Source organism: Pseudomonas sp. PAMC 29040 (assembly GCF_003994535.1).
Lineage (GTDB): Bacteria > Pseudomonadota > Gammaproteobacteria > Pseudomonadales > Pseudomonadaceae > Aquipseudomonas > Aquipseudomonas paraversuta.
In genome coordinates this window covers 387714-398759 of the sequence record NZ_RZAA01000005.1, presented here as the reverse complement: position 1 = coordinate 398759, position 11046 = coordinate 387714, and the positions used below count along the sequence as shown (strand labels likewise).

Sequence of the window (11046 nt, the reverse complement as noted above, 5' to 3'; positions counted from 1 at the left end):
GTTCTGAACTGGCGGGGCTTTTTTTATTTCCGTTGTCTACCTCATCAACTGCAGGAGCGAGCTTGCTCCTACAATGAATTGCGGGGGAGCTAGAAGAACCAGAACGAACGCCTGTTACGCTCCAGCTCTCCGCGGCACTGGTTAAGCTGCGCACCATAGGTTTTCGACTGCTGCTCAACTTTACGGGCCACCTGCATCAGCCAGGGTTTGGCACGGTATGTATTGCGACTGTAACCGCCCCTGCCCTCGTGATACGCCAGATACTGGTTGTAGGTATCCCATTTGGAAATCCCCAACTGCTGCTGGGTACCTGCGGCATACCATCCGATAAACATGATGGCATCGGCAAAGTTATCGCGAGAACCGCCACTGCCCATGCTTCGCTCGAAATCCTTCCAGGCCGGCGGTTGAGCTTGCGCGTAGCCGTATGACGGGCTGACCCTGCCCCACGGGATTACCCACAACAGATAAGCGCGGGGAGGAAGCGCATCAGCGACAAAACTGCTTTCCTGTTTCATGATCGCCATCGCCACATGGGGAGGCGTTCCCCAGCGGCTCTGCATCGCGACCGAGTCCTTGTACCAGGCAGGATACTGGCGATAGATACTGCATAGATTGCCCTGGTCTTTGGGCGGAGCTGTCGTACACCCGGTTAATGTCACCAGGGTCAGCGCTAACGCCCATGCCGGTATTTGCTTCATTTATTATCCAGATCGGGAGAAGCCATTAATACAGGTTCGGTTCCATCTCCAGCTGCACCGCAAAGCGCCGCTCGATATCTTCCTGAATGCGTCGGGCCAGGGCCAGCAACTGCAAACCGCTGGCCGAGCCATAGTTGACCAATACCAGCGACTGCAAACGATGCACTCCGGCGTCAGCCTCACGAAAGCCTTTCCACCCCGCGGCTTCGATCAACCAGCCGGCGGCCAGCTTCACTCGGCCATCAGCTTGTGGGTAACCGATAATGCCGGGATGCGCCAGTTTCAGCTCAGCGGCCAGCGCAGCTGACACCAGCGGATTTTTAAAGAAGCTGCCTGCGTTACCCAGTACCGCCGGGTCCGGCAGCTTCTCACTGCGGATACTGCTGATGGCACGGCTCACGTCGGTCGCCGTCGGCTGTTCGATACCCTGCTCACTCAGGCGCTGGCGTACAGGTCCGTACTCCAGATGCAGCCTTGCGGCACGGCTCAGGGTAAACCGGACCCGCAGAATCACCCAGCGCCCCGGCTGTTGTTTGAACACACTGTCACGGTAGCCAAAGTCGCAGTCCGCCAGGGTGAAATCGCGCAGCTCGCCGGTTTGCCGGTCAAGTGCGGTCAGCCCCGCAAAAACGTCCTTGATCTCAACGCCGTAAGCGCCGATGTTCTGTACCGGCGCGGCACCCACGGTTCCAGGAATCAAACTGAGGTTTTCCAGCCCCGACAGGCCTTGCTCCAGGGTCCACAACACAAAGGCATGCCACACCTCGCCCGCTTCGGCCTCGACCACCACTTCCCGACCATCGTCTTCAACCTGGCGAATGCCACGGCTAGCCATGCGCAGCACCAGCGCAGGGACATCCCTGGTCAGCAGCAAGTTGCTACCGCCGCCGATCACCAGCAAAGGCAAATTGCGCTGCGCCGAGCACTGCAATGCCTCGCGCACGTCGTCATCGCTACAGGCCTCGGCATACAGGCTCGCGCGCACATCCACACCAAAGCTATTGAACGGCTTGAGCGACTCATCAACCTGCAACAGCAAACTCATAAACGCCCCTTCAGTTCAATCACCAGCAAATCGCATGCAGACTCAACCAGATCCAGCACCTCTTCAAAGCCTGCCTCACCGTCGTAATAAGGGTCGGGCACCTCGTCTTTAACGCCATCGAAACGACGCAGGAACAGGTCAAGCCCGGCCTTGCCGTTGGCAGGCTGCAAGGCTTTAAGGTCGCGCAGGTTGCTCAGGTCCATGGCCAGAATCAGGTCATAGTGATTGAAGTCGGCCGCGACCACCTGTTGCGCACGCTGCGCCGACAAATCGTAACCCCGCCGCATGGCTGCGCGCTGGGTACGCTTGTCCGGTGCCCCGCCTACGTGCCAGTTGCCCGTTCCTGCAGAAGCCACTTCAACACGCCCGGCCAGACCCGCTACCTGCAACTTGTGGCGCAGTACGCCTTCGGCCGTAGGAGAGCGACAGATATTACCCAGACAAACGAACAGGACGCGCATCAAGCCTCCAGCAAACGCCGAACGCGCTCGAGGTCTTCAATGGTATCGACACCGGCCGCAGGCGACTCGAGCACGTCGGCCACATGGATTCGTACACCATGCCAAAGTGCCCGCAGCTGCTCCAGACGCTCGGTGTTTTCGAGCCAGCAAGGGCCCCAGCTGACGAAGTCATGCAGGAAACCGGCGCGATAGGCGTAGATCCCGATATGGCGACGATAGGGCACGCCGGCAGGCAACTGCTCCGGGTGCGAAGCGAAATCATCACGGGCCCAGGGCAAGGTAGCCCGGCTGAATGTCAGCGCCAGCCCGTTGATATCACTGACCACCTTGACCACATTCGGGTTGAACAGGGTCTCGACGTCTGTGATCGGCTCGGCCAGCGTCGCCATGCTTGCTTCGCTGTGGGCCGCCAGGTTGATCGCGACCTGATCAATCAGTTGCGGTGGAATCAGCGGCTCGTCGCCCTGCACATTGACCACTATGGCATCGCTGGCCAGCCCCAGTTGGGTGGCCACTTCGGCCAGGCGATCGGTACCGGACTCGTGATCGGCACGGGTCAGCAATACTTCGGCACCAAACCCCTTGCAAGCCTCGACAATGCGCGCATCGTCAGTGGCCACTACCACCCGCTGCGCACTGCTTTTACAGGCCTGTTCCCAGACGTGTTGAACCATCGGCTTGCCGGCAATCGTCAGCAGCGGTTTGCCGGGCAAACGGGTCGACGCGAAGCGCGAGGGAATTACGACGGTAAAAACCGGAATCATTTATCCAGACGCTCATCAGTGCTGAGGGTGCGGGCTTCGGTTTCAAGCATCACCGGAATCCCGTCGCGGATCGGGTAAGCCAGGCCTGCACCCTTGCTGATCAGTTCGGTTTTATCGGCGCTGAGCTTGAGCGGGCCTTTGCAAACAGGGCACGCGAGGATATCGAGCAGCTTGGTGTCCATAAAATGTTCCCCTGAATAAAGATCGGTTAGGGCAAAAGACGATTGGGTAAAAGACGCAATAACTGCCGGTCAAACCACAGCACGAAGGCTTCGGAAGGAACAGCGTCAACCGCCAGGTACCACCAGTCAGGTGACGCAAAGTCGCGGCACTTCACCGCGTCCTTTTCGGTCATGACCAGAGGCAATGGCGGCATGAAATTCAAGACCTCGGCACTATAGGGCGCATGGTCTGCAAAAGCATGGGCGATTGGCCGCCAGTGTAGCGTTTCGAGGGTGGTGAAGAAACGCTGCGGATTACCGATCCCGGCCACGGCATGCAAGGCCTGTTCAGGCGGGAAAAAGTCCAGCGCCTTGCGCTCGCCACTGAGCAGGTTGATCAGCGCAGTCGGCTGCAACTGAAACGCAAATCCACCTTGGGGGTCGCTGGCAGCGCCGTTATACAGCACCGCATCCACACTCAGTAATCGCTCCGCCGGTTCCCGCAACGGCCCCGCCGGCAGGCAATGACCATTGCCCAGGCCCCGGGCGTTATCGATCAGCACCAACTCCAGATCCCGGGCCAAGCGGTAATGCTGCAAACCGTCGTCCGAAAGAATCAGATCCAGTGGCTCGCTGGCCAGCAAGGCTTGAACCGCACGACTGCGATCGGGGTCGATCATCAATGGTACGCCGGTTCGCTGCACGATCAGCAAGGGCTCGTCCCCCGCTATTCTGGCGCTGTGTTCGGCGCTGACACGCCACGGCAATTGAGGCGGCCTGGCGCCATAACCACGGCTCACCACCCCAACCCGCAGACCATTGCGCTGGCAATACTCGATCAGCCACAAAATCAGCGGTGTTTTACCGGTACCGCCGACGGTGATATTGCCTACCACCACCAGCGGTACGGGCGCACGATAGATCTCGCCCTCTCCCGCGATAAAACGCGCGCGCTTGCGCTCTACCACTTTGCGGTACAGGCATTCCAGCGGGCTCAACAGCTTGAGCAGCGGATGCCCGGCATACCAGGCACGCAGCAAACGATCTGACATGGCCATCAGTGAGGCGCCTGCGCCTCAACGGTGGTCATGCGCAAATGGCTGAAGCCGAGCTTGCCGGCCGCATCCATCGCAATAATGACCGCCTGATGCTGGGTCTTGCCATCGGCACTGATCGACAATGGCAAGCTGGTATCGCCACCGGACTCCCTCTGCAGGGCCTCGATCAGGCTCGCCAGATCGTTTTTTGGCAGCAATTGGTCGTTCACCGAAAACACCCCGTCTGCGCTGATGGCGATATCCAGCTGCCTGGTGTTCTGCTCGTCACTGGGCGAGCCGGTGACGGCTTCCGGCAGATCCACCCGCAACTGGGTTTCGCGGGTAAAGGTGGTGGTTACGACAAAGAACAGCAACAGGATAAACACCACGTCAATCAACGACGCGAGGTTGATATCGACCGTTTCCCGTGGCTTGCGGCGAAACTTCACACTTTGCTCCCGACCATGTCGACTTCGCGGTCGCCTTGCACCACTTCGACCAGTTTGATCGCTTCCTGCTCCATGCCAACCACCAGTTCATCGACCCGGCGCTGCAAAAAGCGATGGAAGAACACCGCCGGAATACCGACCATCAGTCCCGCAGCAGTGGTAATCAGCGCTTTGGAAATACCGCCCGCGAGTATCGCAGCGTTGGTGGTCATGCCCGAGCCCATGAACGAACTGAAAATATCGATCATGCCCAGAACCGTGCCCAGCAGTCCCAGCAACGGCGCCATGGCGGCAATGGTGCCCAATGCATTGAGGTAACGTTCAAGCTCGTGAATGACCCGGGCGGCGGCCTCTTCGATGCATTCTTTCATGATCTCGCGACCATGTTTGGAGTTGGCCAGGCCGGCAGCCAGGATTTCACCCAATGGCGAATCGGCGCGCAATTGCTTGAGTTTTTCCTTGTCCAGCTGCTTGTCCTTGATCCAGACCCAGACCTGCCCGAGCAGATGAGGCGGAGTCACGCGGCTGGCACGCAGGGTCCACAGGCGCTCGACAATAATGCCCAGCGCGGCAACAGAGCTCAGAATGATCGGCAGCATCATCCAGCCGCCGGATTTGACCAGTTCCCACACAGTGAAAATCCCCTCGAAAAAGTGCGCCACTTTACCACATGATTGAACTCTCCCTCTTGTAGCAGCCATGCCTGTCTCGCCGCTTGGGCATGCAACGCACAGCAGCCGGCTTCAAGCATCAGTCACGCCAGAAACGGGGTTGATCGCGCAGACTCTCAGCCTTGCCGAAGGTGCCCAAGCGAAACCGCAGCGCTCCCTGCTCGGCACTGTCCAGTATCTGCACCCCCAACCCCTGATAGCGCGCCAGCACTTGAGGGTGCGGATGGCCAAAGCTGTTGCCGTGGCCCCGGGAGATCAGCACCACCCGGGGTGCCAGGGCCTTGAGCAAATCCACCGAGGATGACGTGCGACTGCCGTGGTGCGGGGCTTGCAGCCAGCGGGTGGGAACGCCCAACGAAGTTTGCAACAAGGCCCGTTCGGCCCGGGCGTCAATATCCCCCGTCAGCAGAAGCCGCTCGCCGCCGGCTTCAACCTGCATCACACAGGACCTCTGATTGCTGTCACTCGCCCCTGACCACTGCCAGAGCGAAAACTTCACGCCATCCCACTCCCAACTCTCGCCGCTGGTACAAGGCTGCGCCCGCAATGGCTCCGCCAACCCCGGCAACTCACCGCCGATGACCCGCAGGGCACCGACTTCCTGCTGTACCGCCAGGGCCCCGCCGGCGTGATCGGCGTGCGCGTGACTGATCAGCATCAGGTCCAGCCTGGCTATCCCCAGGGAACGCAACACCGGCACCACCACCCGCTCGCCCTGGTCAAAATCCCTGACTTTCGGTCCCGCGTCATAAAGCACGGCGTGATTGCGGGTGCGCAGCACAATGGCCAGCCCCTGCCCCACATCCAGCTGCCACACTTCAACCTGACCGCGAGGGATTTGCTCACGCGGGCTGAAAACTGCGAGCAGCACCAGCGGCCACCCCAGCGGCCGCAGTATCACGCCTGCCGGCAGCATCAACAGCAGCGCCCCGAAAGCACTCAACAGCCACACTGCCAAGGGAACTGTTACAGGCAACCAGGGGGAAAAATACCCGGCCAGCAAGGTCAGCCCCCTGATCAACCCATCAAGCAAACCGCCTGACACCCAAAGCAGGGTTTCGCCAAGCCAGGGCACCGGTAACAGCAACGTGCCCAGAAGTGCCGTGGGCAATACCAGCAGACTGATCCACGGCACAGCCACCAGATTGGCCAGCGGGCCGCTCAGGCTGATGGGCAAGCCCAGGATCCAGAGCATCGGAAACAGCCCCAGGGCAATCATTGCTTGGGGCCGGGCCCATGCCACGTGCCAGTCCCAGGGCCCCAGGCGTCCACTGAAGGTGAAAATCAGCACCGCCACGGCGGCGAAGGACAGCCAGAATCCCGGCATCAGACTGGCCAGCGGCTCAATGATCAACACCCCGTTGAGCGCCAGCAAAAACGGTAGCCAAACCCCCAGATGACGAAACCGCAGACGCCATATCAGCACCAGCCCCAGCATGACGCATGCCCGCTGAACCGGTACTTCAAAGCCTGCCAGCAAGCCGTAACCCAGCGCGCCGGCAAACCCCAGGCCGCAGGCCCATGGCAGCCATGGCAGACGCCGCGGCCACCAGCCACGGCGTGCCAACCAGGCGACCAGGCCGTAAATCAGTCCGGCACACAGCCCAATGTGCTGACCCGAGATCACCAGCAAGTGCACGGTTCCGGTAGCCTGCAGCAGCCTCCAGTCATCACTGCTCAGGCCCGAGCTGTCGCCCATGACCAGCGCGGCGAGCCACGGCGCTCGCCCATTGGCATCGGTGTGCAGCACACGCTTGCGCAAATCGTCGCGCCAGGCATGACTGGCCGGTTCGAGCAGTTGACCCGCCTTGACAGTTCCAGTCGCGCCAATCCGCTGCGCCAGCAACCAGGCCTGATAATCAAAGCCCTGGGGGTTAAGCAGACCCCGGGGCTGCTTGAGTTTCACCGCCAGCCGCCAGCGCTCGCCACTGTTGACCGGCGGCCCGCCGTACCAGCCCAGCCGGATAGTCCCGGGCAAAGCAGTGTGCCGCGAGCGGGCATCGCGCAATTCAAAGCGCACGGTGCTATCAGTCTGCCGGGGCAACCCGACTACACGCCCTTCAACCCACAGCGTTCGACCATCCAGTGCGCCGGGCAATCGATCATCCAGTGCACTCTGCCCCTGAAAACAGGCCCATGTCAGCCCGATCAGGAACAGCCCCACCGGATAGAAACGAATGATGAGCAGCAACAGTCCCGCAACAAGCATTGACAACAACCACCCGCCCGGTGGCAACCCGGGTAAAAACCGCAACGCCATCAAACCCGACGCCAGTGCCAACATTCCCGTATGCATAACCCGATCCAATAAAGCCGTTTAATCGGATTAGTCGGAAGCTGCGCTCCAGGTTTTAAGAATTGTCACAAAGTCTGAACAAGCGGCTAGCTTAACTTGGGCATACTGCACTCTTACTCCGAGCGAGAAGCCTATGCCACGGCGGATTTTCAAACGCTACATGCCGGATCCGGCCAGCATCAGGGAACACAAGTCCTTACGTTTCCTGGGCACCTTGCTGCACGATCCCAACCTCTGGCACCTCAATCGGCACTCCGTTTCCCGTGCAATGGCGGTGGGGATCTTCGCCGCGTTTATTCCCATGCCTTTCCAGATGCTGCTGGCCGCCTTTCTGGCGATCACGGTGCGCAGCAACATGCCCATTTCGGTGAGTCTGGTCTGGCTGACCAACCCGATCACCATGCCGCCCGTGTTCTATTGCACTTACCAAATGGGGGCATGGCTGATGAATGTCCCAGCCCGCTCACTGCCCGACGAACTGACCTGGGAATGGATCAGCAGCCAGTTGTCCACCCTGTGGCAGCCATTTTTGCTTGGGTCAGTGGTGTGTGGCGTCGTACTCGGGGCGCTGGCCTATTGCCTGACCCAGTTGTACTGGCGCTGGTGGGTCAGCCGCCAATGGAAACGCCGCCATAACAAGCGCCCATAAAAAAGGCCCCGTAAGGGTAATGCTGCTCACTTAAACGCCTGCTGTCTCAACTGCAGGAGCAAGCTTGTTTCGCGATGGTCTCCAGAGCGCCGTGTTCAACCTGTAAACACGCATTCTTGTTAACAATCATCGCGAGACAAGCTCGCTCCTGCCAAGGCAGGGTTTATTCATGTGAACAGCATTAGCCGCTACGGGGCCTTTTGCATGCTGATGAAAGACTACTGGCGCATCCCGCGACCACTGACCAGCAAGCGTGCGCAAGCGATGTACAGCACGATCGTTGCCACCACCATAAAGGTCAGGGCCACGCTGATCTTGATGTCCGAAACCCCAAGAATGCCGTAGCGGAAGGCGTTGACCATGTGCAGCACCGGGTTGGCCAGCGATACGGTCTGCCAGAACGGCGGCAGCAGGGTAATTGAATAAAACACCCCGCCCAGGTACGTCAGCGGCGTCAGCACGAACGTCGGGATGATCGAGATATCGTCGAAGTTGCGCGCAAATACGGCGTTGATAAACCCCAGCAGAGAGAAGATCGTTGCCGTCAGCACCACCACAACTATGGTCAGGCCCAGGTGATGCACCTGCAAATGGGTGAAGAACAGTGACAGCAGGGTCACGATCACGCCCACCATCAACCCGCGCAGAATCCCGCCGACCGTGAAGCCGATCAAAATAGTGTGGGGCGATACCGGCGATACCATCAGCTCTTCAATCGAGCGCTGGAACTTGGCGCCAAAGAAGCTCGACACCACGTTGCCGTAGGAGTTGGTGATCACCGACATCATGATCAGGCCCGGTACGATGTACTCCATATAGGTGAAGCCACCCATATCACCGATTTGCCGACCGATCAGGTTGCCGAAAATTACAAAATACAAAACCATGGTAATCGCAGGCGGCAGCAGGGTTTGCGGCCAGATGCGGGTAAAACGCCGCACCTCACGATAAATAATGGTGTTCAACGCAATCAGGTTGGGGCGCAGCTCCGAGCTCATATCGCCACCTTTGCCAGGTTTTTCTCGACCAGCGACACGAATAACTCCTCAAGACGATTGGTTTTATTACGCAGGCTGACCACTTCAACGTTTTGAGCGGCCAACTGAGTGAACAGACCGGTAATGCCCACCGCTTTATCCACCTGCACTTCCAGGGTGTGATCGTCGAGCAACTGGCTCGGATAACCGATCAGTTGCACCGGCACCGCCTGCGGCTTCTTCAGGTCAAGCAAGAAGGTCTCGACATGCAGCTGACCCAGCAATTGACGCATGCTGGTGTTCTCGACAATGGTGCCGTGATCGATGATCCCGATGTTGCGGCACAGCTGCTCAGCCTCTTCCAGGTAATGCGTGGTGAGGATGATGGTGGTGCCCTGCTCATTCAATTCGGTGAGGAAGGTCCACATTGAACGACGCAGCTCAATGTCCACGCCTGCAGTGGGCTCGTCGAGAATCAACAGCCGCGGCTCGTGCACCAGTGCCCGGGCAATCATCAGGCGCCGCTTCATGCCGCCCGACAACGAACGCGAAGGGGTTTCGCGCTTGTCCCAGAGCCCCAGTTGCGTCAGGTACTTCTCGGCGCGTTCCTTGGCGATTTTCGGCGGGATACCGTAATACCCGGCCTGGGTCACCACGATATCGAAGGTCTTTTCAAACTGATTGAAGTTGAACTCCTGCGGCACCACGCCAATACAGCGTTTGAGTGCTGCAGGGTCACGATCGAGATCATGGCCGAAGATATTCACTGTGCCGCTGGTCTTGTTGACCAGGGTAGAGAGAATGCCGATGGTGGTGGATTTGCCGGCGCCGTTGGGGCCCAGCAAGGCAAAAAAGTCACCTTCAGCAACATCCAGATCGATACCACTCAGGGCCTGGAAACCGTTGCCGTAGGTTTTGGTTAGCTGCCGTATGGACAGAGCGGAACTCATATCGGATTACGCACCAAGATGAAGGAAAGGGAGAGACCCAAGTAAGGACGAACTGTCTGCATGACAAGTCCGGCAAGGCCTTTAAACACCTCGTATGGTGCTTGGCCCGGCCGCACAAGTACAGTCGCCCGTATTAATAGTAGGTATTAAGTCAACGCAGTCATGACCGCACTGCGGTAGGCGGGACGCAGTTTCAAACGCTCATACCAGGCACTGAGATGCGGCAGGGACGGACGTTCGATGGGCATTTCAAACCAGGCGTAGATGAACGAGCCAAGCGGGATGTCACCCATACCGATTTCATCACCCGACAAGTAAGGTTTTTCAGACAGGGCCTGATCCACGATTTCCAGCAACTGCCCGCAAGCCTGGATGGCGGCATTGATCGCCACCCAGTCCTGCTGCTCGGCCGGAGTACGCAAGACACCCCAAAATAGCGGGCGGAAGGCTGCGGCAAAGGAAGTGCTGGTCCAGTCCATCCATTTGTCCGCCTGGGCCCGCACCTTGGGATCGGTGGGATACCAGGACGTGTCCGCGCCATATTGGGCGGTCAGATAACGCACGATGACGTTGGATTCCCACAGCACGAAGCCGTCATCCTCGATCGTCGGCACTTGTCCATTCGGGTTCAACGCCCGGTATTGCGGGCTGTTTACCACGCCGAACGCACCACCTGCCTCTTCCCGACTGTAGGGCAGTGCCAGCTCTTCAATACACCACAAGGCCTTTCTGACATTTGACGAATTCTTGCGACCCCACACTTTCAGCATGACTCAACTCCTGATTGATAGACGCCACAGGAGTCTACGCCGGGACGTCGAACTCCGTCTCCCGCATGAGGTCACTATTGCAACTACCTTGATATGGACTTGCGACTAAGCTCAC

13 protein-coding genes are annotated in these 11046 nt (G+C 59.1%); 1 reads left to right on the top strand and 12 read right to left on the bottom strand.

The features are described from left to right. Positions 1-89: 89 nt before the first annotated feature. The 9 genes from WG29040_RS11905 to WG29040_RS11865 form a co-directional block, all read right to left on the bottom strand. Complete coding sequence (locus WG29040_RS11905; RefSeq protein WP_029612302.1) at positions 90-701, bottom strand: hypothetical protein; 612 nt, start codon at positions 699-701, stop codon at positions 90-92. 25 nt (positions 702-726) lie between these two features. Then, the gene (gene murB, locus WG29040_RS11900; RefSeq protein ID WP_003442534.1) at positions 727-1746 is read right to left on the bottom strand and encodes a UDP-N-acetylmuramate dehydrogenase; all 1020 of its coding nucleotides are present in this window, start codon (positions 1744-1746) and stop codon (positions 727-729) included. Next, positions 1743-2207, bottom strand: coding sequence for a low molecular weight protein-tyrosine-phosphatase (locus WG29040_RS11895; protein ID WP_003442536.1), 465 nt, complete (start codon positions 2205-2207; stop codon positions 1743-1745). The genes murB and WG29040_RS11895 overlap by 4 nt, the downstream gene beginning before the upstream one ends. After that, the gene (kdsB, locus tag WG29040_RS11890) at positions 2207-2971 is read right to left on the bottom strand and encodes a 3-deoxy-manno-octulosonate cytidylyltransferase (RefSeq protein ID WP_003442538.1); all 765 of its coding nucleotides are present in this window, start codon (positions 2969-2971) and stop codon (positions 2207-2209) included. Before kdsB ends, WG29040_RS11895 begins: the two co-directional genes overlap by 1 nt. Continuing rightward, complete coding sequence (locus WG29040_RS11885; protein WP_003442540.1) at positions 2968-3153, bottom strand: Trm112 family protein; 186 nt, start codon at positions 3151-3153, stop codon at positions 2968-2970. The genes kdsB and WG29040_RS11885 overlap by 4 nt, the downstream gene beginning before the upstream one ends. Positions 3154-3179: 26 nt before the next feature. Further along, a complete protein-coding gene (gene lpxK, locus WG29040_RS11880) occupies positions 3180-4190 on the bottom strand; it encodes a tetraacyldisaccharide 4'-kinase (protein WP_127196189.1) in 1011 nt (336 codons plus the stop codon). Continuing rightward, complete coding sequence (locus WG29040_RS11875) at positions 4190-4618, bottom strand: biopolymer transporter ExbD (protein WP_003442553.1); 429 nt, start codon at positions 4616-4618, stop codon at positions 4190-4192. Before WG29040_RS11875 ends, lpxK begins: the two co-directional genes overlap by 1 nt. Next, positions 4615-5250 carry a MotA/TolQ/ExbB proton channel family protein gene (locus WG29040_RS11870; RefSeq protein ID WP_003442555.1) on the bottom strand — a complete coding sequence of 212 codons (636 nt, stop codon included), beginning with the start codon at positions 5248-5250 and terminating at the stop codon, positions 4615-4617. The genes WG29040_RS11875 and WG29040_RS11870 overlap by 4 nt, the downstream gene beginning before the upstream one ends. A 118-nt stretch (positions 5251-5368) precedes the next feature. Beyond that, a complete protein-coding gene (locus WG29040_RS11865) occupies positions 5369-7585 on the bottom strand; it encodes a DNA internalization-related competence protein ComEC/Rec2 (protein WP_177412967.1) in 2217 nt (738 codons plus the stop codon). A gap of 133 nt (positions 7586-7718) precedes the next feature. On the opposite strand from WG29040_RS11865, the gene WG29040_RS11860 reads away from it, so the two are divergent. Then, positions 7719-8234: a DUF2062 domain-containing protein gene (locus WG29040_RS11860; RefSeq protein ID WP_003442559.1), complete on the top strand. Its 516-nt coding sequence runs from the start codon at positions 7719-7721 to the stop codon at positions 8232-8234. Between the two features lie 218 nt (positions 8235-8452). Here the strand turns inward: WG29040_RS11860 and WG29040_RS11855 are convergent, their stop codons facing one another. The 3 genes from WG29040_RS11855 to WG29040_RS11845 all read right to left on the bottom strand — a co-directional run bounded on the left by WG29040_RS11855 (position 8453) and on the right by WG29040_RS11845 (position 10931). Beyond that, entirely contained in the window at positions 8453-9232 is a 780-nt protein-coding gene (locus WG29040_RS11855; protein WP_003442560.1) for an ABC transporter permease, read from the bottom strand. Continuing rightward, positions 9229-10161 (bottom strand): ABC transporter ATP-binding protein, encoded by a 933-nt coding sequence (locus WG29040_RS11850; RefSeq protein ID WP_003442562.1) that lies wholly within the window; start codon positions 10159-10161, stop codon positions 9229-9231. Before WG29040_RS11850 ends, WG29040_RS11855 begins: the two co-directional genes overlap by 4 nt. Positions 10162-10307: 146 nt before the next feature. Beyond that, a complete protein-coding gene (locus tag WG29040_RS11845) occupies positions 10308-10931 on the bottom strand; it encodes a glutathione S-transferase family protein (RefSeq protein WP_127196188.1) in 624 nt (207 codons plus the stop codon). Positions 10932-11046: the final 115 nt, after the last annotated feature.

Bases quoted from the DNA above. Each gene is read 5' to 3' on its own strand.
- WG29040_RS11905 (WP_029612302.1), bottom strand. From the start codon at position 701: ATGAAGCAAATACCGGCATGGGCGTTAGCGCTGACCCTGGTGACATTA.
- murB (WP_003442534.1), bottom strand. From the start codon at position 1,746: ATGAGTTTGCTGTTGCAGGTTGATGAGTCGCTCAAGCCGTTCAATAGC.
- WG29040_RS11895 (WP_003442536.1), bottom strand. From the start codon at position 2,207: ATGCGCGTCCTGTTCGTTTGTCTGGGTAATATCTGTCGCTCTCCTACG.
- kdsB (WP_003442538.1), bottom strand. From the start codon at position 2,971: ATGATTCCGGTTTTTACCGTCGTAATTCCCTCGCGCTTCGCGTCGACC.
- WG29040_RS11885 (WP_003442540.1), bottom strand. From the start codon at position 3,153: ATGGACACCAAGCTGCTCGATATCCTCGCGTGCCCTGTTTGCAAAGGC.
- lpxK (WP_127196189.1), bottom strand. From the start codon at position 4,190: ATGGCCATGTCAGATCGTTTGCTGCGTGCCTGGTATGCCGGGCATCCG.
- WG29040_RS11865 (WP_177412967.1), bottom strand. From the start codon at position 7,585: ATGCATACGGGAATGTTGGCACTGGCGTCGGGTTTGATGGCGTTGCGG.
- WG29040_RS11860 (WP_003442559.1), top strand. From the start codon at position 7,719: ATGCCACGGCGGATTTTCAAACGCTACATGCCGGATCCGGCCAGCATC.
- WG29040_RS11855 (WP_003442560.1), bottom strand. From the start codon at position 9,232: ATGAGCTCGGAGCTGCGCCCCAACCTGATTGCGTTGAACACCATTATT.
- WG29040_RS11850 (WP_003442562.1), bottom strand. From the start codon at position 10,161: ATGAGTTCCGCTCTGTCCATACGGCAGCTAACCAAAACCTACGGCAAC.
- WG29040_RS11845 (WP_127196188.1), bottom strand. From the start codon at position 10,931: ATGCTGAAAGTGTGGGGTCGCAAGAATTCGTCAAATGTCAGAAAGGCC.